Source organism: Pseudomonas sp. NBRC 100443 (assembly GCF_030268185.1).
Taxonomy (GTDB): domain Bacteria; phylum Pseudomonadota; class Gammaproteobacteria; order Pseudomonadales; family Pseudomonadaceae; genus Pseudomonas; species Pseudomonas citronellolis.
In genome coordinates this window covers 41391-66173 of the sequence record NZ_BSQE01000019.1, presented here as the reverse complement: position 1 = coordinate 66173, position 24783 = coordinate 41391, and the positions used below count along the sequence as shown (strand labels likewise).

Below are 24783 nucleotides of genomic sequence, written 5' to 3'. Positions count from 1 at the left end.
GCCACGTCCCTGCGCCGGTTCATCGATCTCAGGCGGCGAAGCCCGCGCCCTGCAACTTCAGCCAGCTTTCCAGAAGATCCGCCCTCAAGGGTTCGGCGCGCAGGTAACCCTGGCCGGTGCGCACGCCCATTTCCACCAGGCAATGACGCTGCGCCTCGGTCTCGATGCCCTCCACCACCAGTTGCATGCCCAGCTCGCCGGCCAGCGCCAGCACGTGGCGGGCCACGCTGCGGTAGTGCTCGCTGTCGGCGATCTGCCGGGTGAACTCGGCGGCCAGCTTGATCTCGTCGAAGGGCAACTGGCACAGGCGCAGCAGCGAGGAATGCTGGGTGCCGAAGTCGTCGATGGACAGCCGCACGCCCAGCAGGCTGAGCTGGATGAGGTTTTCCACGCAGGTCGCACCAGCGCTGGCCGGGCCGTCTTCGGTGATCTCGAAGGTCAGTTGCGACAGCGGCAGGGGATGCTGCCGCAGGCGCTCGACCAGGCGCTGGATCAGCGCGGCGTCGCTCGCCTGGCCCAGGCTGAGGTTGAAGGCGAACGCCAGGTCGTGGCCCTGGCGATGCAGCTCGAGCTGGCAGGCCAGGCCCTGTTCCAGCAGGTCGAACAACAGATCGTCGAGCAACCCCTCGCGGCTCATCAGGGGGATGAAGCTGGCCGGCGCGAGCAGGCCACGGAAAGGATGCTGCCAGCGCGCCAGGACCTCCACCGCCCGCACCGCACCGCTGCGCAGGTCGAACTTCGGCTGCACGTAGGCCTGGAACTCCCGATGCCAGAGCCCCAGGCGCAGGTCCTCGGCGCTGGGCGGTTCGGCAACGACATCGGCATCCAGCATGCCCAGCGCCGGCGAATAGTCGGCCAGCCGATCGATCAGCGGAATCCCCCGCAGTTGCGCCCAGTGGCGCATGCCACGCTCGATGGCCGGGTTGCCGGCGAGCAGCAGCAGCGAGCGGAACTTGCGCCCGCGCCGCGCCTGCTGGAGGAAGGCCAGTCGCTCCGGATTCGGCTGCGCCTCGCACAGGGCGACGTCGACCGGGCCGAACTGCTGCAGCAATGCCCGGGCGTGCTGGCAGTCCCTGGCGCTGAGGATGAGCGCGTTGGGGCATTCCCGGCGCAATTGCGAGGCGTAGGCGCGGCGGCTGGTTTCGCTGCTCAGCAGCAGGGCGCTCAGTGAATGCTGGGGCATGACGGCTGGAACCTCGCTTCGAATCACCCGGAAAGCTTATGCGAGCGGTCTTCCGCACCCTCACAGACGCATCGGGGGTTCGACCGGGGCTCTTCCCGAGTCGGAACGAGACTTTTCCCGCCCGCGGGATTCAGCTCGTGCGCAACGCGCGATCGATCTCGCCCAGGGTTTCCAGCAGCGCGGTTATCGCCTCGCGCAGGTCGTCGGACAGCACGTTGGCGGCGCACAGATCCTCGACCTCCACGCACTGTTCCAGCAGCTTCTGATGGTTCAGCAGGTAGGCAGTGCCCTTGAGCTTGTGGGCGATGCGCCTGATGGCCGGCAGGTCGCCGCCATCCAGCGCGTGGCCCATGGCCGCGCGCTCGCTTTCGTTGCTGCGCACCACCTGTTCGGCCATGGCCGCACGGATGCCGTCCATGCGCGACGGCATGCCCGCGGGTTGCGGCTGGCCTGCGCCGAACTTGGGAATCAGGCGGTTGAGCCCGGCCAGGTTGATCGGCTTGGCCAGCGCATGGTCCATGCCCGAGGCGCGGCAACGCTCCAGTTCCTCGCGCTGGGCGTCGGCGGTGAGGCCGATGATCAGGCAGGGACGAATCCCCTGCCCCTGCTCCAGGCGGCGGATGGCGCGGGTCATCTCGTGGCCGTCCATCTCCGGCATGTTGCAGTCGGTGATGACGATGTCGACCTCATGCTCGCGCCACGCGGCCAGCCCTTCCAGGCCGTTGCTGGCGGTCAGCGCCCGGTGGCCGAGGTAGCTGACCTGCTGGTACAGCAGGTACTGGCTGGGCAGGTGGTCCTCGACGATCAGCACCGTCAGCGGCCCCTCGGCGCCCTGCCCTGCCTCTTCGCCTTCGGTGGCCCTGGGCTGGGCAGGCTCGGCGATCACCCGGTCCAGGCTGACGCTGAAGGTCATCCTCGTACCGACGCCCACTTCGCTGCGCACGTCCAGGGTGCCGCCCATCAGCAGGCACAGCGACTGGCTGATCGCCAGGCCGAGGCCGGCGCCGGCGTTGGGATCGTTCACCGCGCCATCGGCCACGAAGAACGGCCTGAACACCTGGTCCAGCTGCGCCGCAGGAATCCCCGCACCGCTATCGACGACCTCGATCACAAAGCGCAGCGCCGCCCCAGCCGGCGCTACCGTGCAACGAACGTCGACGCCGCCTCGTTCGGTGAACTTGATGGCGTTGCTCACCAGGTTGGAAAGGATCTGCTTGACCTTCAGGCCGTCGACCCACACCAGCTCGGCGGCCAGCGGGTCGATGTCCAGGCTCAGGCGCAGCTGTTTCTGCCGCGCCAGGGCCGAGAACACGTTGCCCACCGACTCCAGCAGCTCCTTCATCCGCGCAGGCTCCGGCACCAGCGTCAGCTTGCCCGACTCGATGCGCGAGATGTCCAGGATGTCGCCGATCAACGCCAGCAGGCCGATGGCCGACTCGTAGGCGATGTGCACCGACTGCGCGTTCAGTTCGGCGTCGTCCCTGCGCGTCAGCACCAGCTCCAGCATGCCGATGATGGCGTTGAGCGGCGTGCGGATTTCATGGCTCATGGTGGCGAGGAACACCGACTTGGCGCGGCTGGCCTTTTCCGCCGACTCCTTGGCCCGCCGCAGTTCGTCCAGCAGCAACTGGCGTTGCTCCAGGTCGCGGCGCTTGCGGCGGATGCGCCCGCGCTGGACGAGGATCAGCAGAGCCGCCACCACCAGCAGCACGCCGAGCACCTCGAAGGAGCGCTGGATGTACGAGGCCACGCCTTCCCAGTACTTATCGTCGGTGGCCGAGTTGGCGCGCCAGCGGCCGACGATCTGCAGGTACTGGCGGGGCGTGATTTCCAGCATCGCCTTGTCGAGGATCGAGATCAGCTGTGGCTGCCCATTAGGCGCGGCGAACACGATCTGCGCCCCGGGGCCGTCGAAGATGCCGCCGATCTTCAGGCTGGTCTCGTATTTGTAGGACAGGTAGTAGCGCGCCACGTTGGCCGGCGCCAGCACGATGTCGGCGCTGCCGTCGCGCACCAGCTTGAAGGCCTCGCCCATGGTCTCGGTCTGCTTGAACGCCAGGTGCGGATAGTGGCTGGCAAGCATTTCCGGCAGCAGGTAGCCCCTGGCGATGGCCACCGTCGCCCGGCTGCCGGCATCCAGCGCGCCCTGGCCGGCATCCTGGCGCATCACGAACAGGTAGGGCGCGGTGGCGACGGGCTGGGTATGCAGGTACGGCGGCTGGCGCGGGGTGATTTCCGGCAGGATGCTCAGGCTCGCTTCGCCACGGTCCAGCAAGGCGTCGGCCTCGCTCAGCGAGCTGACGCGGACGATCTTGAAGCGCATGCCGGTCTTGCGCCGGATGATGTCCAGCACATCCGAGGCGATGCCGTTGAAACGCCCGCGGCTGTTGAAGAAGGCGTAGGGCGCCAGGTCCTCGCTGACGGCCAGTTGCACGGTGTCGGCGCGCTCCAGCCAGGCCCGCTCCGACTCGCTCAGGCGGCTGCGGAAATCGTTGAGTTCGCAACCCTCGAGGTCGCCCCAGAGGTACTGCGCGTTGACGGTCTGGCAGCGCGTGAGGCCGCCGAGGGCACGCTGGAAGATACCCTGCAGCAGCGTATTCCCCGGCTCCAGGGCAAAGCCCACCGCCAGTTCGGGCAGTTGCGCGCTCTGGTTGATCGCCAACTGGTTGCTGAACAGCTGGCTGGACAGGTAGTGGGTGGACAGCGTGTCGCCCAGGAAGACGTCGGCATCGCCGGTGAGCACCGCGGCCATGGCCACCAGCGCCGAGGGATAGCGCTGGATGATGCCGCGTCCGCCGGCGGCGCGGTACATGTCCAGCATGACGTCGTTGGCCACGGCGATGCGCGTCTTGCCATCGGTGGTGCTGTATTCGCGCAGGTCGCCGCCCTCGGCGAACAGCGCCAGTTCGGTCAGCGCGTAGGGCGGCGTCAGCACCAGCCCACGGTGCTGCGCCATCAGCGGGGTGACGTTGCTGACCAGGTCGATGCTTCCGGCCTGCAGCGCGTCGTACATCGCGTCGCGGCTGTGAAACGGGCGCACCCGGATCGGCACGCCCAGCTCGCGCTGCAGGGCCACCAGGTAGTCGGCCATGATCCCTTCCAGGCCCTGCCGCTCGACGAAGATGCGCAGCGGCGGCAAGGGGTCGTGGAGCACGCCGACCACCAGCGTCTTCCTCTGCGCGAGCCAGCCGCGCTCCTGCTCGGTGAGCCGCACCTTCAGCTCATCCAGCGACTGCCGCGCGATGGGCGTGAGGTCCTGCGCCCAGGCCCCGCCCGTGACGCCGCAGAGCACGAGCGACAGCCACACGAGGCAGCGCAGAAGGATCGGCAACGGCTTCACCGACGGCCGGTCAGATGAGGTTGTGCTGGCGGGCGATATCGGCCAGCTCCACGATCGAGGTGACGCTGAGCTTGGTCAGGATGTTGACCTTGTGGCCGCTGACGGTCTTGTTGCTCAGGCTGAGCTTGTCGGCGATCTCCCGGTTGGAGAATCCCTCCGCCAGCAGCTTGAATACCTGCAACTCGCGGTCGGTCAGGTCCTCCAGGTCGCCCACCGCGCCGTCGCCGCCGCCGGGCAGCGGCATCGCGTCCCTGGGGAAGAATACGTAGCCTTCGGCGATGGTCTCGATCGCCTTCATCAGCTTGCCGATCGGCTCGCTCTTGCTGACGAACCCGCTGGCGCCCGCCTGCAGGCAGCGCGTGGCGTAGGTCTCCTTCGTCTGCGAGCTGTACACCAGCACGCGGGTGTCGAGGCGCTCCCGGGTGATGCGCTTGAGCACCGTCAGCCCATCCAGCTTCTCCAGGCCGATGTCGAGGATCACGATGTCCGGCTTCAGGGTTTCGATCATCCGCAGCGCGTCCACGCCGTCGGCCGTCTCGCCCAGCGTCTCGAAACCGACGGAGGCCAGCGCCTGGCGTATGGCCTGGCAGATCAGGGGATGGTCATCGACGATCAGTACAGTCTTGCTCATGAGTCTCGGGCAACCTGGGTGGGAGGAATGCAAGAAGCGCGAGCCATGCGGCCTGCGACGCCATGTGACGTCGTATGAGCCAGCCTGGGCACGACCGAAATTTCTCGTTTTCCGCAGCGCATTTCCTGCTATTTCGCAAGAAAGTTTGCAGGCAAGGCATCACGAAGACATCAAGCCGCTTGCCAGGAATTTTCCTGATTTTTCTCACCATGGTAGGAGACTTTTCTTGGTCGTACCTCGCCCTCCCCCGCCGAGCCCCATTCCAGACGATCCCCGGAGGAAATCGGGAAGCCTCCCGTGTTGCCCCACGCCTTCCCGCACTACGGTACTTCCCATTTACCGGGAGCCCAGGGGTGCACGAGAAAGGAAAGATCGCGGTGCTCGGAATACACCCCGGCTCGCTGCTGAACTACTGGAGCGCCCTCAACGAACTGGGGCATTACAGCGTCGTCCTCAGTGGCTCGGTGGAAGAGCTGGTGGAGCTTCTGGAGCGAGGCGAACGATTCGAACTGCTGCTCGTCGACGACCTCGGCAAGAGCCTCCATACCCGCTCGCTGGAGCTACTGGCCTGGTATGAGGCCATAGGCTCGATCATCGCGGTGGCAGACGCCAACTCGCAGGAGCGCCAGGCGCTGTTCCGCTGGGCGAGAGCGCAACGCATCCCGTTGCTGGGCGTGCTCCAGGCGCCTTTTCGGCCCAAGGAGCTGGCCAGGCTCATGAGCCTGGGCGGCGATGGCGAAACCGAGCCAAGGGAAATCTTCGGCGGAACCGGCCGATAAGCCCCACCCGCCCCCGTAGGAGCGGGCCCTGCCCGCGATTTCGCGCGCAGGGCGCGCTCCTACAGGTGGATTCGGAGGTGGGCGTGGCGTGTCCGCGAACCGCGCCGATATACCCGGCTATCGCGGACAAGGTCCGCTCCTACGAGAAGCCGTGCCCGGACTCTGCCCGCAATTCGCGCGCAGGGCGCGCTCCTACATGGAAATGGCGTGGATGGGGCCGTCGTAGGATGGCGTTGAGCGAAGCGATACCCATCGCCATGGCCGCATGGGTTTCACCAAGGCTCAACCCATCCTACGAAAAGCGGCAAGGCAGCTCCACGCCTGACGTCCGGGCAAAAAAAGCCCCGCACAAGGCGGGGCTCGGGAACAACGACCGGCTCAGCCGGCGGGCGTCAGGCAGCGACGCTCGCGCCGTGCTGGCTGCTCTGCGCCAGGTCCAGCAGTTCGCGGTTGGCCACCGCGTACATGGCGTAGTCGGTGCTGGTGGAGGCACGCAGCTCCACCAGCATGGCGCGCCAGCGCTCGGCCATTTCGCGGTGCTGGTCGATCCACAGCGCCACGCGCTCGCCCATGTCCTGCGGGCCGTCCTGCATCTGCAGCACCGAGACGGTGATCGCCCGTTGTTGCCAGTCGAGGTCGTCGCGGAAGGCTTCGCGGGCCAGCGCCTGCCAGTTGTTCTCCACCGGCAGGTTGCTGATCTGCTGCAGGTACCAGGTCAGCTCCAGCTCGCTGCCGATGGCGAAGTAGGCGCGCGCCACTTCGGCCGGGTCGCGGCCGGTGACGTCCGCCGCCTCGATGATCGGCAACAGGGTGTAGAGGTGGCTGGTGCCGGCGACCATGCGCGCCAGCAGTTCCGGCACGCCGGCGTCGACGTAGGCCTGGTAGCGCGCCTGCCACAGCTCGCGGGTCGGGCCTTCGAGCAGTTCGTTGAGCTTCAGCCCCAGCGCCGCGATGCGCGGGCCGAAATGGGCCACGTCGCGGGCGGCGTCCTGCTCGTTGCGGCGGCTGCGCAGGAACCAGCGGGTGGCGCGGCGGCCCAGGCGCATCAGTTCGTCCATCAGGGTCAGCTGGACTTCCGCCGGTACCTGGTAGTCGAGCTGCTCGATCTGGCGGAACCAGTGCGGCAGGTGGAACACGTCGCGGACGATCACGTAGGCGCCGGCGACATTCGCCGGGGTCATGCCGGTGGACTCCTTCAGGCGCTGCACGAAGGTGATGCCCATGTGGTTGACCAGGTCGTTGGCGATCTGCGTGCTGACGATCTCGCGCTTCAGCCGGTGCCGGCGCATGGCCGTGCCGAACTTGGCCACCAGGGTCTGCGGGAAGGCGGTTTCCATGTCGCGGGTGAGGTAGTCGTCGTCCGGCACCAGCGACTTGAGCAGCGATTCCTTGAGGTCGATCTTGCTGTAGGAGATCAGCACCGACAGCTCGGCGCGGGTCAGCCCCTGGCCCGCGGCGATGCGTTCGGCCAGGGCCTCGTCGGTGGGCAGGAACTCCAGGGCGCGGTCGAGCTTGCCGCGCGCCTCCAGGTCGCTCATCAGCCGCTTGTACTCGGCGATGCGCTCGCGGGCGCGGCGTTCGGCCAGGCTCAGCGCCTGGGTCTGCTTGTAGTTGTTGCCCAGCACCAGGTCGCCGACCTGCTCGGTCATCTCGGCGAGCAGGGCGTTGCGCTGCTTGCCGGTCATGTCGCCGGCGGCCACCACCTCGTTGAGCAGGATCTTGATGTTGACCTCGTGGTCGGAGCAGTCCACGCCACCGGCGTTGTCGATGAAGTCGGTGTTGCAGGCGCCGCCATTGAGGCCGAACTCGACGCGGCCCAGCTGGGTCACGCCCAGGTTGCCGCCCTCGCCCACCACCTTCACGCGCAGCTCGCGGCCGTCCACGCGCAGGGCGTCGTTGGCCTTGTCGCCGACGTCGGCGTGGCTTTCCTTGCTGGACTTGACGTAGGTGCCGATGCCGCCGTTCCACAGCAGGTCCACCGGCGCCTTGAGCAGCGCGTTGATCAGCTCGGTGGGGGTCAGGCGCTCGGCCTGGATGTCGAAGCGCGCGCGCACCTCGGGGCTCAGGGTGATGCTCTTGGCGCTGCGCGGGAACACGCCGCCGCCGGCGGAGATCAGCGAGGCGTCGTAGTCCGACCAGGCCGAGCGCGGCAGGTTGAACAGGCGCTGGCGCTCGGCGAAGCTCACCGCCGGGTCCGGGTTGGGGTCGAGGAAGATGTGCAGGTGGTTGAAGGCGGCCACCAGTTGCAGCTTGTCGGACATCAGCAGGCCGTTGCCGAACACGTCGCCGGCCATGTCGCCGATGCCGATGACGGTGACGCTGTCCTTCTGCACGTCGATGCCGCGCTCGCGGAAGTGCCGCTGCACCGAGACCCAGGCGCCGCGGGCGGTGATGCCCATGCCCTTGTGGTCGTAGCCGGCCGAGCCGCCGGAGGCGAAGGCATCGCCCAGCCAGAAGCCGTACTCGGCGGCGATGCCGTTGGCGATGTCGGAGAAGGTCGCGGTGCCCTTGTCGGCGGCCACCACCAGGTAGGGGTCGTCCTCGTCGTGGCGGACCACGTTGGCCGGCGGCACCACCTCGCCTTCCTTGAGGTTGTCGGTGATGTCCAGCAGGCCGGAGATGAAGATGCGATAGCAGGCGATGGCCTCGGCCTGGATTTCGTCACGGCTGCCGCCCACCGGCAGGCGCCGCGGGATGAAGCCGCCCTTGGCGCCCACCGGGACGATCACCGCGTTCTTCACCTGCTGGGCCTTGACCAGGCCGAGCACTTCGGTGCGGTAGTCCTCCTCGCGGTCGGACCAGCGCAGGCCGCCGCGGGCGACCTTGCCGCCGCGCAGGTGCACGCCTTCCACCCGCGGGCAGTAGACGAAGATTTCGTACTTGGGCACCGGCTTGGGCAGCTCGGGGATCGCCCTGGGGTTGAACTTGAAGCTGAAGTAGCTCTTGTTCTGGCCGGCGGCGTCGGGCTGGTAGAAGTTGGTGCGCAGGGTGGCCTTGATCAGGTCCAGGTAGCGCCGCAGGATGCGGTCCTCGTTGAGCACCTGGACGTCGTCCAGGGCGCTGAGGATCGCCTGTTCGAGCTTCTGCTGCTTGTCTTCCAGGTCCTCGGCGGTGAGCTTGCGGGCCAGGTAGAAGCGCGTCTTGAACAGCCGCACCAGTTCGCGGGCGATGTCCACGTGGGCGTTCAGCGCGCTGGCGATGTAGCCCAGGTCGAAGCCCAGGCGGATCTGCTTGAGGTAGCGCGCATAGGCGCGCAGCAGGGCGACGTCGCGCCACGGCAGGCCGGCGGTCAGCACCAGGCGGTTGAAGGCGTCGTTCTCGGCGTCGCCGTTGACGATGTGGACGAAGGCGTCCTGGAGGGTCTCGTTGAGCTGCTGGATGTCCACGTCCAGGCCTTCGGCGTAGGTGAAGGCGAAGTCGTGGATCCAGTATTCGCGGCCGTTGGCGTGGCGCAGGCGGTAGGGGAACTCGCCGAGCACGCGCAGGCCGAGGTTCTCCAGGATCGGCAGCACGTCGGACAGCGCCAGCGGCGCGTCGGCGTGGTACAGCTTGCAGTGCAGCTGCTGTTCGCTCTGCGCCAGCGGCTGGTAGAAGCTCATCACCAGCGGGCGGGCGTCGGACAGGCTGAGCAGGTGCTGCAGGTCGACCACCGCGAAGTGCGGGGCGAAGCGCTCGCGGTAGCCGGCCGGGAAGCCCTTGGGGAAGTCCTCGAGGATGTTGGTGCCCTGCCCTTCGCCGAAGTTCTCCACCACCAGCGCGGCGTAGTCGTCCTGCCAGGAACGGCAGGCCTGGATCGCCTCTTCCTCGAGCAGCTTGGTGTCGATGTCGATGCGCGTCTTCGGGTCCACCCGCAGGATGAACTGCACGCGGGCCAGGGTCGATTCGGAGAAGAAGGTCCAGAACTCGCAGTCGCTGGCCTTCAGGCGCTCGCGCAGGACCTGCTCGATCTTGATCCGCGTCTCGGTGGAATAGATGTCGCGCGGCACGTAGGCCAGGCAGTAGGCGAAGCGGCCGTACGGGTCCTTGCGCAGGAACAGGCGGATCTTGTTGCGTTCCTGGATCTGCACGATGGCCATGGCAGTGGCGAACAGCTCGTCCACCGGGGTCTGGAACAGGTCGTCGCGCGGCAGCACTTCCAGCACCTGGGCCAGTTCCTTGCCCAGGTGGCCGTTGGCGTCGAAGCCGGAGCGGCGCTCGACCTCGGCGACCTTGCCGCGGATCGACGGGATCTGGCTGACGCTCTCGTTGTATACCGAGGAGGTGAATAGGCCCATGAAGCGGAATTCGCGCAGCACCTTGCCCTTGGCGTCGATCTCGCGGATGGACACGTAGTCCGGGTAGGCCGGGCGGTGCACGCGGCTGGGGTGCGAGGCCTTGGCGAAGGACAGCAGCAGCGGCTCGCGCAGGTAGGCCACCGCGTAGTCCTCGATGTGCAGCTCTTCCTTGCTCAGGCCGGTGCGCAGCAGCTTGGTCACGCCGAGGAAGGATTTCTCGTCGTAGTTCACCCGGCCGCCGTCGGCCTCGTCGACCACGGTGAACTCTTCGTAGCCGAGGAAGGTGAAGTGGTTGTCCAGCAGCCATTCGAGGAAGGCGCGCACCTCGGCGGTCTCCTCGGCGCGGGCCTTGGCCTTGGACTTGCCGAGCCAGGCCAGCAGCTCCTCGGCCTTGGCGCGCATGGCCGGGAAGTCGGCCACCGCCAGGCGCACCTCGCCCAGCACTTCCAGCAGGGTCTTCTCCAGGGTGCGCAGCTCGCCGACGTGGGAGGCGCGGTCGATCTCCAGGTACATCAGCGACTCATGGCGCACGTCCTTGCCCTGGCTGTTCTTCGGCAGCACTTCCAGCAGCTCGCCCTTGGCGTTGCGGCGCACGCTGACCACGGTGGTCTGCAGGGTGTGGATGCTGTAGCCGCGGCGGTTCAGCTCCATGCGCACCGAGTCGACCAGGAACGGCTGGTCCGGGTGCAGCACCTGCACGGCGGTGTGCGTGGACTGCCAGCCGTGCTTCTCGTAGTCGGGGTTGTACACGCGCACTTCCGGCTCGGCCGGGTCGAAGCGCTCCAGCAGGCGCCAGGAGGACAGGGTGCAGCCGACCAGGTCGGACAGGCGGCGCTGGGTCAATTCGTCGAGGGAGATGAGGCTGAAGAACTGTTCGGCGAACAGGGCTACTTGTGGCAGCACCTTTTCGCCGACGTGCTGCGCCAGGGCCGATTGCAGTTGCTGCTGGAAATCGGCTTTGCTGGCCGCGGTGAAGAACGCCATGGTCAATGCTCCGCTTGGCTTGTCATTGGGTGAAGCAAGGGCTTTCTCGAGCTGCGAATCGCCCCGGGAGTGGCGCCGGGCCACCGTCTTCCGATGAAGTTCAGCAGATGCTGGGCATTAATCCAGGCAGGGGAAGCATCCAGGTAGGCGGCCGGACCGCCCGGTCACGATTCACTTGCGGAGCTTAACGAGACGGCGCGGCAATGGGATTACCAAGCCGCGACATATTCGTTCATGCAGGGGTAACGAGGCGTGCCGGCCGCCGGCCGGCACGCCCGTCGCGGCGGGCTCAGCGCTCCCAGTCGGGCTTCTGCAGGCGCAGGCCGTGGAGACCGTCGTAGGCCGCGCGCTGCGGCGGCTGCCAGCCTTCGAGCAGGGCCGGTTCGACGCGGTAGATCTCCACGCCCAGCGGGCGGCAGACGCTCAGCGGGTCCTGCGCCTCGGGGCCCCACATGGGCAGCGACAGGTCGCCGCCCGGGCAGGTGGACAGCGCGCAGAGCACGTCGATCTCGGCGAAGAACTCCAGGTAGTCGCCCTGCTTCGCCGGGCAGGCCTTCATGAAGTACATGTCATCGTGGTTCAGGCCGGTGCACTGGAAGATGTTCAGCACGTCGTGCACGTCGAACTCGGTGAGGCCATGGGGCAGCACCGCGCGGGTCAGGTTCGAGTGGCAATGGTGGTGGAAGTCCTCGCCGGTGAGCATCTTGTTGACGTAGGGGTCGCAGCGCGTGCCCAGCAGGTCGTGCACCCGCCCGCCGTGCTCGTCGATGCCGTAGGCGGCCAGGCTGTCGTCGGTGATGGTCAGCAGCGGGCGGAGGAACGGCAGGTTCGACCACAGGCGGTCGTAGGTGGTGACGTGGGCGCCCTGCAGCTGGCGGGTGCGCGCGGCCCACATGCGCTCGCGCGGGTCGTTGGCGTTCCACACGTTGAAGTCGCCGACCTGCGGGCCCACCGGGGTGGTGACGCGGAACAGGTGCCCGGCCGGCACCTTCCAGGCGCGGCCGGTGCGGATCGGCACCTCGAACTGCTCGATGAGGCTGCGCGCGCCCTTGTCCTCGCGCAGGCGGTCGTAGAACGCCTTGTCCACCTGCAGGGCGGAACCCTTGTTGGCCTGGTAGGCGGCGGGATAGTCCTTGTACATGTTCGGTGTCTCCTGGTTCAGAGGGAGTGGGGCGTGCCGAGCAGGTCCAGCAGCGCGTTTTCGGAATCCTCGAGGTAGCTGGCCATGGCCTCCGCCGCCTCGTGCTTGCGGCCGGCGCCGAGCAGGTCGTGGATGTGCCGGTCGCGGTCGATCCAGGGGCGCTGGAAGTTCTCCTCGTTGGGCGCGAGGGAGAACACCAGGCGCATCTGCGCCGCCACGTTGGCGAAGAACTCGTCGAACAGCGGGCTGCGCATCAGCCCGACGATGTGCTGGTGGAAGTGCAGGCTGTGGGTGCCGAAGGCCTGCCAGTCCTCGCGGTCCTGGGCCAGCTCGGCGGCCTCTATGGCCTCCAGCATGCGGTCGGACTGGTACTCGCGCAGCGGCTTGCTGGCGAGGATCGCCTGCAGCTCCAGGGTGCGCCGCACCAGGAAGATGTCGCGCACCTCGGCCAGGCCCAGGCGGCGCACCATCACGCCCTTGTTGCGCACGTAGGTGGCCAGGCCCTCGCGGCCGAGCTGGTGCAGGGCCTCGCGGATGGTGTTGCGCGAGGCGTTGTAGCCCTTCACCAGCTCGCTCTCGATGAGCGCCATGCCCGGCAGCAGGCGCCCGCCGATGATGTCCTCGCGCAGTTCGTTGGCGACCTGGGCCGACAGCGACAGGCCGCCGGCGTCTTTGTTTTTCATCTGCGGCCCTCCTCAGGCCAGTTGGACGTCCTTGAGGAACCGCCCCATGCGCTCGCTGCGCTGCTCCAGCAGCTCGCGCGGCGGCCCGGCCTGGACGATGCGCCCGGCCTCCATGAACACCACGCGGTCGGACAGGCGGAAGGCGAAGTTCATTTCGTGGGTGACGATGACCATGGTCATGCCCTCCTTGGCCAGCTCCTCGATCACCGCCAGCACGTCGCCGACCAGCTCCGGGTCCAGCGCCGAGGTCGGCTCGTCGAACAGCATCACCGCCGGGCGCATGGCCAGCGCGCGGGCGATGGCCACGCGCTGCTGCTGGCCGCCGGAGAGCTGGTGCGGGTACTTGCCGGCGTGTTCGAGCATGCCCACCTTGTTCAGCAGCGCCAGGCTCAGCTGGCGCAGCTCGGCGCTATCGGCGTGGCCGTGGTGGTGCGGGGCGAGCATGACGTTCTCCAGCACGGTCTTGTGCGGGAACAGGTTGAAGCCCTGGAACACCATGCCGACCTGGACGATGCCCTGCATGTGCACCTTGTTGCCCAGCGGCCCGCCCGGCTCGCGCGCGCCGCGCAGGAACGGCTTGCCGCAGAGAGTCACCTCGCCCTGGTCGAGCGCTTCCAGGCCGTTGAGGGTGCGGATCAGGGTGGTCTTGCCCGAACCCGAGGGGCCGATGATCGACACCACCTCGCCCTAGCGCACGTCGAGGTCGATGCCCTTGAGCACCTCCAGTTGGCCGTAGTGCTTGCGCGCCCCGCGCACCTGCAGGGCGAAGGCGCCCTGCCCGGCGCTGGCCCCGCTGCGCCGCGAAACCACCGCCGGCAGCTCGCCGACCGGCACCGGGCGCGGCTGCCGGCGGGTGACGTCGAGGTGGTTCTCCAGGCGCCGCAGCAGGTAGCTGAACACGGTGACGATGAACACGTAGTAGAAGGCCACCGCCAGCATGGTCTCCATCACCAGGAAGTTCTGCGTGTAGAGCTGCTGGCCGACCAGCAGGATTTCGCTGAGGGAAATCACCGAGACCAGCGAGGTCAGCTTGACGATGGTGATGTACTCGTTGGCCAGGGTCGGCAACGCCACGCGCAGCGCCTGGGGAATCACGATCAGCCACTGCACGCCGCGGTAGCCGATGCCCAGCGCCTTGCCGGCCTCCAGCTGGCCCTTGGCGATCGCCAGCAGGCCGCCGCGATGGATTTCCGCGATATAGGCCGTCTCGCTCAGGACCATGGCGATCAGCCCGGCGCTGTATGGGTTGGAGAGCAGCGCGCTGGTGCCGGGGAAGACCTGCGGCAGGTTGTAGACGAAGATCAGCAGCACCAGCAGCGGCAGGCTGCGGAAGAACCAGATGTACAGCGCCGCCGCGTCGCGCAGGTAGCGCCGCGACGATTGCCGGGCCAGGGCCACCAGGAAGCCGAGGACGATGCCCAGCAGCCAGGTTTCCAGGCTCAGCTCCACCACGGTGCCCACCGCGCGCCAGAAATCGGCGTTCCACAGCAGGCCCAGGGCATAGTGCCAATCGAAATGCATGTTCTTGCTCCGTATTGCTCGGCCGGTCGTCGGTTCAGTTGCCCAGCGCCTGGGCGACGTCCGCCGCGCTCGGTTCGGCGAGGTTGTAGCGCGCCAGCAGGGCCTGGTATTCGCCGTCCTGCTTCATGGCCTCGAAGCCCTGGCGCAAGCCGTCGAGCAGTTCGCCGTTGCCCTTGCGCACGGCCAGGCCGATGACCACCGGGTAGATCAGCTCGCGGGAGGCGATCTGCAGGCGGCCCTGCAGCTTCTCGGCGGTGATCTTGGCCACCGCGGCGTTCTCGAACTGCACGTCCACCGCCTTGGCCAGCAGGGCCTGGGCCGCTTCCGGCGAGGTGGGGAATTCCCGCGACTGGATCGCCGGCTTGCCCTGGGCCTCGCAATACTGGCGGGACACCTCCAGCAGCCTGGGAATCCACGAACCGCCCTTGATCGAGGCCACGCGCTTGCCGCACAGGTCCTCGGCGCGCTGCGGGCGGAAGTCGTCGTCGCTGCGCACCATCAGCGAGGCGCCGCTCTTCAGGTAGGGCAGGAAGTCCACCTGGCGGGCGCGCTCGGGGGTGACGTAGAGCGCCGAGGCGACCACGTCGAAGCGCCGCGCGTTGACGCCCATCACCAGGTTGGCGAAGCGGGTGTCGCGGAACTCCGGCTGCAGCTTCAGCTGCTTGCCCAGCGCCCTCATGAACTCCGGGTCGAAGCCGGCGGGCTGGCTCTGCTCGAGGTAGGCGTAGGGTGGGTAGGTGAGGTCCGAGCCGATGCTCAAGCGGCCCTCCTCCAGGGTGCCGGTTACCGCCGCCATGGCCGGTGCGGCCAGCGCCAGTACGCCGGGCAACGCCAGTGCCGCCAGCCAGCCCGCCTTGCCTGCAAATCGCTGTTTCATGGTGAAGCCCTCGCACGGTGATTGTTCAACAATCTTTTCGTTACGAGTAATCAAACTTGATGCCAATTAATAAGAAGGCCGACTGAAAATGGCGTTGGGAAGGAAAAAATCCGTTCTTTCGGGGGAAGTGCCGGCCCCCACATGCCCTACTACGGGGCGGGCGTTACCAAATGGAGCAGCGTGCTAGCGAAAGGCTACCCAGCGCCCCGGCGGTAACAGCGACAAACCAGGCAACGAGCAGGCTGCACGGCCTAAGGTGGCCGGTAACACGCCGGGAAACGCTCCGTTATCCGTGCCGCCTGCGGGCTGGGCCAGGCGTGGATGGCCTGGCGCAGCGCCTGCGCGGTAGCGGGCATGCAAGGGCAGCAGGGGCGCCCAGACAGCCGAGCTTCCCCCGCAACAGGCGCACTGGGCGCGGGACTCAGAGCTGGCCGTAGAGCAGGTCGCTGACCAGCATGCAGCCTGGCGCATGGGTGATGAACAGCTCCGGCTCGGCCTCGGCCAGCACCGCCTGCGGGGTGACGCCGCAGGCCCAGAACACCGGCAGTTCGTCGGCGGCCAGGGCCACCGGCTCGCCGTAATCCGGCGCTTGCAGGTCGGCGATGCCGATCAGCGCCGGGTCGCCGATGTGCACCGGGGCGCCGTGGGTCAGCGGGAAACGCCCGGTGATCTGGCTGGCGCGCACCGCGTCGGCGGCCTTCAGCGGGCGCATCGACACCACCATGTGGCCGGCCAGGCGCCCGGAGGGGGTGTTGGCGATATGGGTGCGGTACATGGCCACGTTGCGCCCCTGCTCGATGTGGCGCAGGGCTATGCCTTCGTCCTGCAGCGCCTGCTCGAAGGAGAAGGAGCAGCCGATGGCGAAGGCGACGAAGTCGGCCTCCCACAGCTCGCCGATGTCGCTCGTTTCGCGGTGGGGCTGGCCGCGGCGATACACGCGGTACAGCGGCACGTCGCTGCGCACGTCGATGTCGACGCCGAGCTTGTGCAAGCGCGGCGAGCCGGGTTCGGTGACGTCCAGCAGCGGGCAGGCGCGCGGGTTGAGCACGCAGAAGCGCAGGAACTCGTCGGCCCAGGAACGCTGCAGGATCACGATGTTGGCCTGCAGGTGGCGCTGGCCGAGGCCGCTGGTGTGCCCGGCGTAGTCGCCGCGGCGGATCAGCCGGCGCAGTTCGAGCGGGCTCAGGGAGGCGAGATCGTGGGGCTGGGCCGGGGGCATCGGCGGTCTCCTGATGGTGGGCAAGGCCCCCGTTCTAGTCGGCCGGCGCCGAGGCCGTCCAACAAATAGTTTCCGCCCCCGGGCATCGGAAAAATTGATTCAGCGGCCCGCCGGCAGCAGCACGATGCGCGACTCGCCGGCGCCGGCCGCGTAGTTGGCGAGCACCGTCCGGCTCATTTCCACCACCTGCTCCACCAGCTCCAGGCCGCTGCCGCCGCGCCAGGAGGCCACCAATGGCAGCTCCGGCGGCGACGGCTCCACGTCCAGCGCCCGCAGTTCGCCGCGCTCCAGCTCCTGGACCACCAGGGCCGGCGGCAGCGCGCCTATGCCGAAGCCATCGCGCACCAGGCGCGTCATCGCCGCCACCGAGTTCACGCAGTTCAGCCGCGGCAGGCTGACGTCGCGGGCCTGGAGCATGGTGAGCAGGTCCAGGTGCGGCCGCGAATGCTTGGAGAAGGTCAGCACACGCTCGCGGAACAGGTCCTCCAGCCCCGTGTAGTCGCGGTCGTAGGGCGAGCCCCGGGGCACCACCCAGCGCAGCGGGTAGCTGCCCAGCTCCAGGTTGAGCACCGATTCGTGGCGGATGGCGTCGGTCTGGAAGATCAGGTCCAGGTAGCCCTTGCGCAACTGCTCGGCGAGGTTGATCGCGGTGTCCGCCATCAGCTCGATCTCGAGGTCCGGGAAACGCTCCATGCCACGCGCCACCAGGGGGCTGAGCCAGGTGTGGATGACCGTGTCCATGGCGCCGATGCGGATACGCCCCTGGCCGACGCGGCCGGCGTCTATGGCCTGGCGCAGCGACTGCGCGGTGTCGAGCATGCGCTCGGCGTACTCCAGCACCTGGTGGCCCTCGGGGGTCAGGGTCACGCCGCGGGAATCGCGAACGAACAGCTTCACGCCCAGATCGCCTTCGAGCACGGCGATACGGCTGGAAATGGCGGCCTGGGTGCTGAAGAGCTTCTCGGCGGTGAGGCGGAAGCTCTTCAGGCGGGCGACCCAGACGAAGGTCTCGAGGAATTTCAGGTTCATGGCCGGTACCGGACGGGGACGCGCAAGCATAACCCCACCCCGCCGGCACCGCGAATTCCGCGCCAGGGGCGGGTATCGGAAATTCTTGTCACCGGCGACCGCATAAATTAGTTGGACGCATGCCCCCGGGCCTCGAAGAATCCGGGCCCAGGCGACGGCGAGATGTGGTACCGGCCGCTAGAACAATTCCAAGAACGCAAGAGCGGAGATCCCCCATGGAAAAGCAGGCGAGCCCGGCCGTCCCCCTCGACGTGAGCAGCGGCAGCTATTTCGGCTGGTACCGTGACCTGGACAAGCAGGAACGACGGACCTTCTGGAGCTGCAAGATCGGCTACGGCCTGGACGGCATGGATACCCAGATGCTCAGCTTCGTCATTCCCACGCTGATCGCCCTGTGGGGCATCAGCACCGGCGAGGCGGGCCTGATCCACACCCTCACCCTGCTGGCCTCCGCCGCCGGCGGCTGGGTTGCCGGCATTCTCTCCGACCGCATCGGCCGCGTCCTCACCCTGCAGTTGACGGTGCTGTGGTTCGCCTTCTTCACCTTCCTTTGCGGGCTGGCGCAGAACTACGAGCAGTTGCTGATCGCGCGCACCCTGATGGGCTTCGGCTTCGGCGGCGAGTGGACCGCCGGCGCGGTGCTGATCGGCGAGGTGATCCGCGCCCGCGACCGCGGCAAGGCGGTGGGCCTGGTGCAGTCCGGCTGGGCGCTGGGCTGGGGCGTCACCGCCCTGCTCTACGCCCTGCTGTTCAGCGTGCTGCCGCCCGAGTACGCCTGGCGCGCGCTGTTCCTCCTCGGCCTGCTGCCGGCGCTGTTCGTGCTGTTCGTCCGGCGCCTGGTCAAGGAGCCGGAGGTCTACCAGCGCGCCAAGGCCCTGGAGAGCGGCGAAAAGACCAGCTTCCACGAAATCTTCGCCCCCGGCATGCTCAGCATCACCCTGCGCGCCTCGCTGCTCACCACCGGCGCCCTGGGCGGCTACTACGCCATCACCTCCTGGCTGCCGACCTACCTGAAGACCGAGCGCCATCTCAGCGTGCTCGGCACCGGCGGCTACCTGGCCATGGTCATCCTCGGCTCCTACGTCGGCTATGTGGTCAGCGCCTTCCTCACCGACCTGCTGGGGCGCAAGAAGAACTTCATCCTGTTCGCGGTCGGCTCGTTCATCGTGGTGCTGCTCTACACCCAGCTGCCGATCGCCAACGCGGCCATGCTCTGGCTGGGCTTCCCCCTGGGCTTCTTCGCCTCGGGCATCTTCAGCGGCATGGGCGCCTTCCTCACCGAACTCTTCCCCACCCGCATCCGCGGCTCGGGCCAGGGCTTCTGCTACAACGCCGGGCGCGCCATCGCCGCGCTCTTCCCCATGCTCATCGGCATGATCAGCCAGCACGTGCCGCTGGGCCTGGGCATTGGCGGCTTCGCCGCGGTGTCCTATGGCGTGGTCATCCTCGCCGCCCTGAGCCTGCCGGAAACCCGCGGCAAGCAGTTGGAACCCTGAACCGCAGCGACCTACGAGGACGACCATGCACCTCCCCCTGCTCAACTGCGACATCGGCGAAAGCTTCGGCGCCTGGAAAATGGGCCTGGACGCCGAGGTCATGCCGTACATCGACTGCGCCAACATAGCCTGCGGCTACCACGCCGGCGATCCCGGCAGCATGCGCCGCACCGTGGCCCTGGCGCGGGAGCACGACGTGCGCATCGGCGCCCACCCCGGCTACCCCGACCTGCTCGGCTTCGGCCGTCGCTCGCTGGACTGCAGCGCGCAGGAGATCGAGGACATGCTGCACTACCAGATCGGCGCCCTCGACGGCATCTGCCGCGCCCAGGGCGCCCGGGTGAGCTACGTCAAGCCGCACGGCGCGCTGTACAACGACATGATGCGCAAGTCCGAGCAACTGCGCGCGGTGATGCGCGCGGTCGCGGCCTACGACCGCGGGCTGCCGCTGATGCTGCTGTCCATCCGCGACAACCAGGGCGCCCTGGCCATGGCCGCCGAGTTCGGCCTGCGCCTGTGGTTCGAGACCTTCGCCGACCGCGCCTACACCGCCGAAGGCCACCTGGTCTCGCGCCAGTTGCCCGGCGCGGTGCACCACGACAGCCGCCAGGTGATCGCCCAGGCGCTGACCCTGGCCCGCGGCGAGGCGCTCGGCACCAGCGACGGCAGCGCGCTGCGCCTGCGCACCGACAGCATCTGCGTGCACGGCGACAACCCCGGCTCGGTGGAGGCCGTGCGCCAGCTGCGCGCCGCCCTCGGCGCCCTGGTGCCGGCATGAGACCGCGCCTGGAAGTGGTCGCCCTGGACAGCTACATGCTGCGCCTGTTCGACGCCATCGACGAAACCAACATGCCCTGGCTGCTGGCCGCCGCGCAGCGCCTGCGCGCGGTCTTCGGCGACGAGCTGCTGGAGCTGGTGCCCTCCTATACCACCCTGATGCTGCGCTTCGACCCACTGCGGCTGGAGCCGCTGGCGATCCGCGAGCGCCTGTTCGCCGCCCTCGACGGCCTGCGGCCGCTGGCCGGCGAGAACAGCCGCGAGCAGGTGCTGCCGGTGTGGTACGACCCCAGCGTCGGCCCCGACCTGGCGCGCCTGGCGCGGCACAGCGGGCTGGGCGTGGCCGAGGTGATCCGCCGCCACAGCGGCCGCGCCTATCAGGTGTTCGCCCTCGGCTTCGCTCCGGGCTTCGCCTTCATGGGCCTGGTCGAGCCGGCCCTGGCCACCCCGCGCCTGGCCACCCCGCGGCAGCGCGTCGCCGCCGGCAGCGTCGGCATCGCCGAGCGCCAGACCGCCGCCTACCCGCTGGCCTCCCCCGGCGGCTGGAACCTGCTGGGGCGCACCCCGGCGCGCCTGTTCGACCGCGGGCGCGACGGCTACAGCCTGCTGCAACCCGGCGACCGGGTGCGCTTCGAGGCCATCGACCACGCCGAATTCATCCGCCTGGGCGGCGACGACACGCCCATGCCCGCCGAGGAGGGCCAGGCATGAAAATCCTCCACGTGGAAAAGAGCACCCCGCTGGCCCAGTTGCAGGACGGCGGCCGCTTCGGCGTGCGCCACCTGGGCGTGACCCAGGGCGGCGCCCTGGACTGGGAAGCCCAGGCCTGGGCCAACTGGCTGCTGGGCAACCGCCTGGACGCGGCGGTGCTGGAGATTCCCCTGGGCGGCGTGACCCTGCGCGCCCATGCCGACGTGCGCCTGGCCCTGGCCGGCGCCGACCTGGCGGCGGAAATCGACGGCCAGCCGCTGGCGCCCTGGCAGGCCTTCGAACTGCGCAGCGGCCAACGCCTGGCCTTCCACCAGCCGCGCAGCGGCGTGCGCGCCTACCTGGCGGCGCCCGGCGGTTTCCTCGGCGAGACGGTGCTGGGCAGTTGCGCCACCGTCGTCCGCGAAGGGCTCGGCGGCCTCGACGGCCAGGGCAAGCCACTGATGGCCGGCGACGAACTGCGCGCCGCCGGCGGAACGCCCCCGCAGCGCCATATGCAGGCCCGGCAGCAACCGCGCTACGACGGCCCGGCGGAGCTGGAACTGGTGCTCGGCGCCCAGGCCGGCGACTTCGCCGGGCAGAGCCTGTTCGACGCCTTCGACGCCACCTGGACCCTCGACCAGCGCGCCGACCGCATGGGTATGCGACTGCTTGGCCCGGCGTTGCAGTACCTGGGCCGGCCGATGATCTCCGAGGGCATTCCCCTGGGCGCCGTGCAGGTGCCGCCGGACGGCCAGCCGATAGTGCTGCTCAACGACCGCCAGACCATCGGCGGCTACCCGCGCCTGGGCGCCCTCAGCCCCAGGGCCCTGGCGCGCCTGGCGCAATGCCTGCCGGGCGCTGAGCTGCGCCTGCGGCCCAGCGTGCAACCCGCGGCGCTGGCGGCGCACCGGCAGTTGCTGGCGCAATGGCGACAGGTCGACTGAAGCCGGCCAACGATAATGGCACAATGGCATCCCCGACATCACGGAGGATGCCATGCAAGCCGTTCCCCCGTTGCAGCGCCCGCTGCTGCGCCACCTCGCCAACCTGCTGGTCACCGCCCTGGGCCTGCTCCTGCTGGGCCTGGCCTGGCTGCTGCAGCCGCTGTTGCTGCAATACCTGCTGGCCGGCGCCCTGCCGGTGTACCTGGGCGTGCTGCTGCCGCAACTGGTCGGCCGCCGCGAGCGCCTGCGGCGCGTGCGTGCCGCGCGGGCAACCTCGGTGGAGCGCTGGGGCTTCTGCAGCCGCGACAGGCCCGGCCCCTGGGTCAACTACATCGACTTCCCGCTGACGGTGTTCTGCGAAGAGGCCCGCGGCCGCTTCTTCTATAGCGAATGGCTGGTGATCCACGACGGGCGCATCATCGTCAACCCCGGGCACAGCGAGGTCGACCTGGCCCGCGGCGAGGTGCGTTACCACTTCGACCGACCGCGCACCTACGCCTGGGATGGTTGTTCGCCGAAGGTGCCCTTCTACTGGCTGGCGATCTTCGGCACCCCGGACTGGTGGGAGCACCTGGAAGACGTGGCCTGCATCCGCGACGGCGAAATCCGTCGCAGGCAGGTGTTCTGGCCCGTGGCGCACCATGCCAGCCTGGTGCACGACGCGCTCTACCAGTTCCTCAACGTCTCGCCGCTGGGCAAGGCCAGCGCCGACCGCCTGTTCCTGCGGATGCTGCGAGATGCCGGCATGCCCCGCCCGCTGGCTTGGGTCTATTACCTGGCGGTGGTGCTCGGCGGCGCGCCGAAGATGCGCCAGGTGCGCAACGGCAACAGCCCGCTGCGCTGCCTGACACCGATCCCCGGCGCGGCCGCCGAGCCAGTGGGGGAAACCCGGCTCGGGGCGCCTGATGCGGTTCATTCGGGCAAGGGCTAAGCGTCCCTTTCCGGGGCCCCGTCACCCCAACCCTCTCCCGCAGCGGGAGAGGGGGCCGTTCGTGCCACCGGGGTGTCCGGCGTAGCCGGTGAATCCAATCGCGGACGGAGTCCGCTCCTACGCCCGTGCTTCCCTGCAACTGTCTTACCGGCCGCGCCGAGGGGCTTTTCGTAGGATGGGTTGAGCTTGCGATACCCATCGGGCCAGGGTGATGGGTATCGCTTCGCTCAACCCATCCTACGGGGCCGCTTCTCCCGGGCAGAGAAACGGCATCAGGCTCGGAGTCCCGATCTAGAGCGTCCAACTCCAGGGAATATGCGACTCCACATCGCCATTGCTGAACATGTTCCCTTCATCCTCCAGGCTGCCCACGTCCAGGTACAACTCGGAGCCGCTGCCCAGCACCCCGTAGTTGACCAACCGCCCGGCATTCAGCCAGATCTCGTCATAGGCCAGGAGCGTGCCGTGGTTGACGAGCGCGTTACGGATGTCGAGCTGGGCATACATCCCGCTGATCAGGCTGCCACCACGCTCCAGTTCCAGGGAATCGGCACTGATCCTCAAGCCATCCTGGCTGAGCAACCGGCCGCTGCCGCTGTAGCGCCCGCTCAGCTCCAGCGACAACCCGGACTCGCTGGCGATCAGCCCGGCATTGCGCCAGTCGTGGCCGCTGCCGCGCACGCCGAGGGTGCCGTTCAGGCGCCCGCTGGCGCCCTGCTCCAGCTCACCCACCTCCAGGATCAGCTCGCGGGCCTGCAGGCTGCTGTTGTTCAGCCAGTGGTCGCGCTTGATGTGCAGCACGGAACGGGTGACGAAGCGGCCGCCGGCCAGGCCCAGTTGCGCCAGGTCGATGCCGAAGCGGCCGTTGCCGCCGTGCCAGACCCAGCCGTTGTCGTTGAGCAGGCTGCCGCTGCGCAGGTCGAGGTCGCGGGCGTAGGTCTCCAGGCTACCGTTGCGGTTGTCCAGCACGCCGCCGATGCCGATGTCGGTGCCGCCCTCCCAACCACGGGCGCGGATGCGTCCCTGGCCGTTGCTCAGGGACGCGGCGTGCAGGCGCAGGCCACCGCGGCTTTCGATCAGCCCCCGGCTGTTGTCCAGCGCCCCGGCCAGGCTGAGGTCCATACTCTGGGCGCGCAGCTCGCCGCCCCGGTTGACCAGGCCGCCGCCCAGGCGCATGAACAGGCCGCCGGCGCTGTCCAGGCGGCCCTGGTTGGTCAGGCTCCCGGAAGCCCACAGCTCGGTGTCGCCCCCTGCGCCGACCGGCCCCGTCAGGTGCATGTCCCCGGCCTTCAGGCGCACGCCGCCGGCGCTCTGCAGGCGCGCCAGCTCCAGGCGGCCGTTGGCGTCGATGCGGATGTCGCCGGCGCTGGCGGCCAGTTCCCCGGCCAGCTTCACGCCCACGCCCTGCTCGGTGCCAACCAGGCGGATGGCGTTGGCGTACATGCCGCCCAGCGCCGAGCTGTCGATGGCCAGGCGCGGCCGCGGGCGGCCATCGTCGGCCTTGGCGCTGGCCGCCAGGCTTTCGCCGTCCACGCGATTGCGCCCGGCCACCACGTCGAGCTGCTGCGCATGCAGCGCGGCGTTGAGCGTGGCACTGCGGGTGATCAGCTCGAAGCGCCCCACCTCGCGGGCATCGAGCCCGGCGCCTTCGATGCCGATGTGCCCGCCGTCGACGTCGTAGCCCGCCAGGCGGTTGCCATCGAATATCGGCTTGCCGGTGGTCAGGGTGGCCCGCGGCATGTTGATGAAGCCGCAGCCGTTGCAGGTCACCCCGTGGGGGTTGGCGAGGATGAAGTGCGCGCCCGGCCCGGCGACCTCGATGACGCCCAGCAGCTGCGAGGGGCTGCCGCCGGTGACCTCGCCGAGGATCTTGCGCGCCGCGCCCTTGCCCAGGTTGGGGTTGCCGGCGATGGCGCCGCCCAGCTGCGACTGCGCCCCGCCCGGCGAGTTGTTGAGGATCAGGCCTTCGCGGCCGACGTTGAACTGGCCGAACCTGTTGTGCGACAGGCCATTGGCGTTGGGGCTGGCGATGTTGACGACAGGCACGCCGTTGCCGGCGGAACCCAGGCCGGCGTTGCCGGAACCGGGGGCCAGGCTCAGCGGCGCGGCCGCGGCGTGCGGGTGAGCGAAGAACAGCAGGCCGGCCAGGACGGCCGGGAAATGCAGAGCATTGCGTTCCATGTCCATCTACTCCACGTTGTCCATGAGGAGCTTCCCAAATTAGTGGGAGTGCGCTTCGGAAACGCGTCCTTGTGCCGTGGGAAGCCTCCTCGTCGGCCCGTGG

The 24783-nt window shown here is 68.6% G+C and carries 16 protein-coding genes and 1 pseudogene; 6 read left to right on the top strand and 11 right to left on the bottom strand.

Features of this window, described 5'->3' with window-relative positions; all coding sequences use genetic code 11:
- Positions 1-28: 28 nt before the first annotated feature.
- From QSJ95_RS23020 to QSJ95_RS23010, 3 genes are all read right to left on the bottom strand, one after another.
- On the bottom strand, positions 29-1183 hold the full coding sequence (locus QSJ95_RS23020; RefSeq protein WP_009621265.1) for an EAL domain-containing protein: 1155 nt from the start codon (positions 1181-1183) through the stop codon (positions 29-31).
- A gap of 130 nt (positions 1184-1313) precedes the next feature.
- Complete coding sequence (locus QSJ95_RS23015) at positions 1314-4523, bottom strand: ATP-binding protein (protein WP_285645529.1); 3210 nt, start codon at positions 4521-4523, stop codon at positions 1314-1316.
- A 10-nt stretch (positions 4524-4533) separates the two neighbouring features.
- On the bottom strand, positions 4534-5154 hold the full coding sequence (locus QSJ95_RS23010; RefSeq protein ID WP_009621263.1) for a response regulator transcription factor: 621 nt from the start codon (positions 5152-5154) through the stop codon (positions 4534-4536).
- Positions 5155-5507: 353 nt separating this feature from the next.
- On the opposite strand from QSJ95_RS23010, the gene QSJ95_RS23005 reads away from it, so the two are divergent.
- Positions 5508-5933, top strand: a complete 426-nt coding sequence (locus QSJ95_RS23005; protein ID WP_145923866.1) for a hypothetical protein — start codon at positions 5508-5510, stop codon at positions 5931-5933.
- A 392-nt stretch (positions 5934-6325) separates the two neighbouring features.
- Here QSJ95_RS23005 and QSJ95_RS23000 read toward each other — a convergent pair whose 3' ends face one another.
- The 7 genes and pseudogenes from QSJ95_RS23000 to QSJ95_RS22970 all read right to left on the bottom strand — a co-directional run bounded on the left by QSJ95_RS23000 (position 6326) and on the right by QSJ95_RS22970 (position 17661).
- Positions 6326-11191 (bottom strand): NAD-glutamate dehydrogenase, encoded by a 4866-nt coding sequence (locus tag QSJ95_RS23000; protein ID WP_285645527.1) that lies wholly within the window; start codon positions 11189-11191, stop codon positions 6326-6328.
- 289 nt (positions 11192-11480) lie between these two features.
- Positions 11481-12332, bottom strand: coding sequence for an urea carboxylase-associated family protein (locus QSJ95_RS22995; protein WP_285645526.1), 852 nt, complete (start codon positions 12330-12332; stop codon positions 11481-11483).
- Positions 12333-12349: 17 nt separating this feature from the next.
- Positions 12350-13015: a GntR family transcriptional regulator gene (locus tag QSJ95_RS22990; RefSeq protein ID WP_043267379.1), complete on the bottom strand. Its 666-nt coding sequence runs from the start codon at positions 13013-13015 to the stop codon at positions 12350-12352.
- Positions 13016-13027: 12 nt separating this feature from the next.
- A pseudogene (locus QSJ95_RS22985) lies at positions 13028-14536 on the bottom strand (amino acid ABC transporter permease/ATP-binding protein).
- A gap of 34 nt (positions 14537-14570) precedes the next feature.
- Positions 14571-15413 (bottom strand): ABC transporter substrate-binding protein, encoded by an 843-nt coding sequence (locus tag QSJ95_RS22980; RefSeq protein WP_285645525.1) that lies wholly within the window; start codon positions 15411-15413, stop codon positions 14571-14573.
- 421 nt (positions 15414-15834) lie between these two features.
- The gene (locus QSJ95_RS22975) at positions 15835-16632 is read right to left on the bottom strand and encodes a putative hydro-lyase (RefSeq protein ID WP_285645524.1); all 798 of its coding nucleotides are present in this window, start codon (positions 16630-16632) and stop codon (positions 15835-15837) included.
- A gap of 99 nt (positions 16633-16731) precedes the next feature.
- Positions 16732-17661, bottom strand: coding sequence for a LysR family transcriptional regulator (locus QSJ95_RS22970; protein WP_285645523.1), 930 nt, complete (start codon positions 17659-17661; stop codon positions 16732-16734).
- 215 nt (positions 17662-17876) lie between these two features.
- Here QSJ95_RS22970 and QSJ95_RS22965 point away from each other — a divergent pair, with 215 nt between their 5' ends.
- Genes QSJ95_RS22965 through QSJ95_RS22945 form a run of 5 tightly spaced genes read left to right on the top strand, consistent with a single transcriptional unit; the run spans position 17877 to position 22499 of the window.
- The gene (locus QSJ95_RS22965; protein ID WP_285645522.1) at positions 17877-19157 is read left to right on the top strand and encodes an MFS transporter; all 1281 of its coding nucleotides are present in this window, start codon (positions 17877-17879) and stop codon (positions 19155-19157) included.
- Between the two features lie 25 nt (positions 19158-19182).
- Positions 19183-19935, top strand: a complete 753-nt coding sequence (locus QSJ95_RS22960) for a 5-oxoprolinase subunit PxpA (RefSeq protein ID WP_285645521.1) — start codon at positions 19183-19185, stop codon at positions 19933-19935.
- Positions 19932-20645 (top strand): 5-oxoprolinase subunit PxpB, encoded by a 714-nt coding sequence (gene pxpB / locus QSJ95_RS22955; RefSeq protein WP_285645519.1) that lies wholly within the window; start codon positions 19932-19934, stop codon positions 20643-20645. The genes QSJ95_RS22960 and pxpB overlap by 4 nt, the downstream gene beginning before the upstream one ends.
- A complete protein-coding gene (locus QSJ95_RS22950) occupies positions 20642-21568 on the top strand; it encodes a 5-oxoprolinase subunit C family protein (RefSeq protein ID WP_285645517.1) in 927 nt (308 codons plus the stop codon). The genes pxpB and QSJ95_RS22950 overlap by 4 nt, the downstream gene beginning before the upstream one ends.
- 52 nt (positions 21569-21620) lie before the next feature.
- The gene (locus tag QSJ95_RS22945; protein WP_285645514.1) at positions 21621-22499 is read left to right on the top strand and encodes a DUF1353 domain-containing protein; all 879 of its coding nucleotides are present in this window, start codon (positions 21621-21623) and stop codon (positions 22497-22499) included.
- 291 nt (positions 22500-22790) lie between these two features.
- Here QSJ95_RS22945 and QSJ95_RS22940 read toward each other — a convergent pair whose 3' ends face one another.
- Complete coding sequence (locus tag QSJ95_RS22940) at positions 22791-24680, bottom strand: filamentous hemagglutinin N-terminal domain-containing protein (protein WP_285645512.1); 1890 nt, start codon at positions 24678-24680, stop codon at positions 22791-22793.
- Between the last annotated feature and the right edge of the window lie 103 nt (positions 24681-24783).

What these genes read in the sequence shown, in the direction of transcription:
- QSJ95_RS22965 (WP_285645522.1), top strand. Translation starts at nt 17,877, where the DNA reads ATGGAAAAGCAGGCGAGCCCGGCCGTCCCCCTCGACGTGAGCAGCGGC.
- QSJ95_RS22945 (WP_285645514.1), top strand. Translation starts at nt 21,621, where the DNA reads ATGCAAGCCGTTCCCCCGTTGCAGCGCCCGCTGCTGCGCCACCTCGCC.
- QSJ95_RS22995 (WP_285645526.1), bottom strand. Translation starts at nt 12,332, where the DNA reads ATGTACAAGGACTATCCCGCCGCCTACCAGGCCAACAAGGGTTCCGCC.
- QSJ95_RS22990 (WP_043267379.1), bottom strand. Translation starts at nt 13,015, where the DNA reads ATGAAAAACAAAGACGCCGGCGGCCTGTCGCTGTCGGCCCAGGTCGCC.
- QSJ95_RS22975 (WP_285645524.1), bottom strand. Translation starts at nt 16,632, where the DNA reads ATGCCCCCGGCCCAGCCCCACGATCTCGCCTCCCTGAGCCCGCTCGAA.
- QSJ95_RS22960 (WP_285645521.1), top strand. Translation starts at nt 19,183, where the DNA reads ATGCACCTCCCCCTGCTCAACTGCGACATCGGCGAAAGCTTCGGCGCC.
- QSJ95_RS22970 (WP_285645523.1), bottom strand. Translation starts at nt 17,661, where the DNA reads ATGAACCTGAAATTCCTCGAGACCTTCGTCTGGGTCGCCCGCCTGAAG.
- QSJ95_RS22940 (WP_285645512.1), bottom strand. Translation starts at nt 24,680, where the DNA reads ATGGAACGCAATGCTCTGCATTTCCCGGCCGTCCTGGCCGGCCTGCTG.
- QSJ95_RS23020 (WP_009621265.1), bottom strand. Translation starts at nt 1,183, where the DNA reads ATGCCCCAGCATTCACTGAGCGCCCTGCTGCTGAGCAGCGAAACCAGC.
- QSJ95_RS22980 (WP_285645525.1), bottom strand. Translation starts at nt 15,413, where the DNA reads ATGAAACAGCGATTTGCAGGCAAGGCGGGCTGGCTGGCGGCACTGGCG.
- QSJ95_RS23000 (WP_285645527.1), bottom strand. Translation starts at nt 11,191, where the DNA reads ATGGCGTTCTTCACCGCGGCCAGCAAAGCCGATTTCCAGCAGCAACTG.
- pxpB (WP_285645519.1), top strand. Translation starts at nt 19,932, where the DNA reads ATGAGACCGCGCCTGGAAGTGGTCGCCCTGGACAGCTACATGCTGCGC.
- QSJ95_RS23010 (WP_009621263.1), bottom strand. Translation starts at nt 5,154, where the DNA reads ATGAGCAAGACTGTACTGATCGTCGATGACCATCCCCTGATCTGCCAG.
- QSJ95_RS22950 (WP_285645517.1), top strand. Translation starts at nt 20,642, where the DNA reads ATGAAAATCCTCCACGTGGAAAAGAGCACCCCGCTGGCCCAGTTGCAG.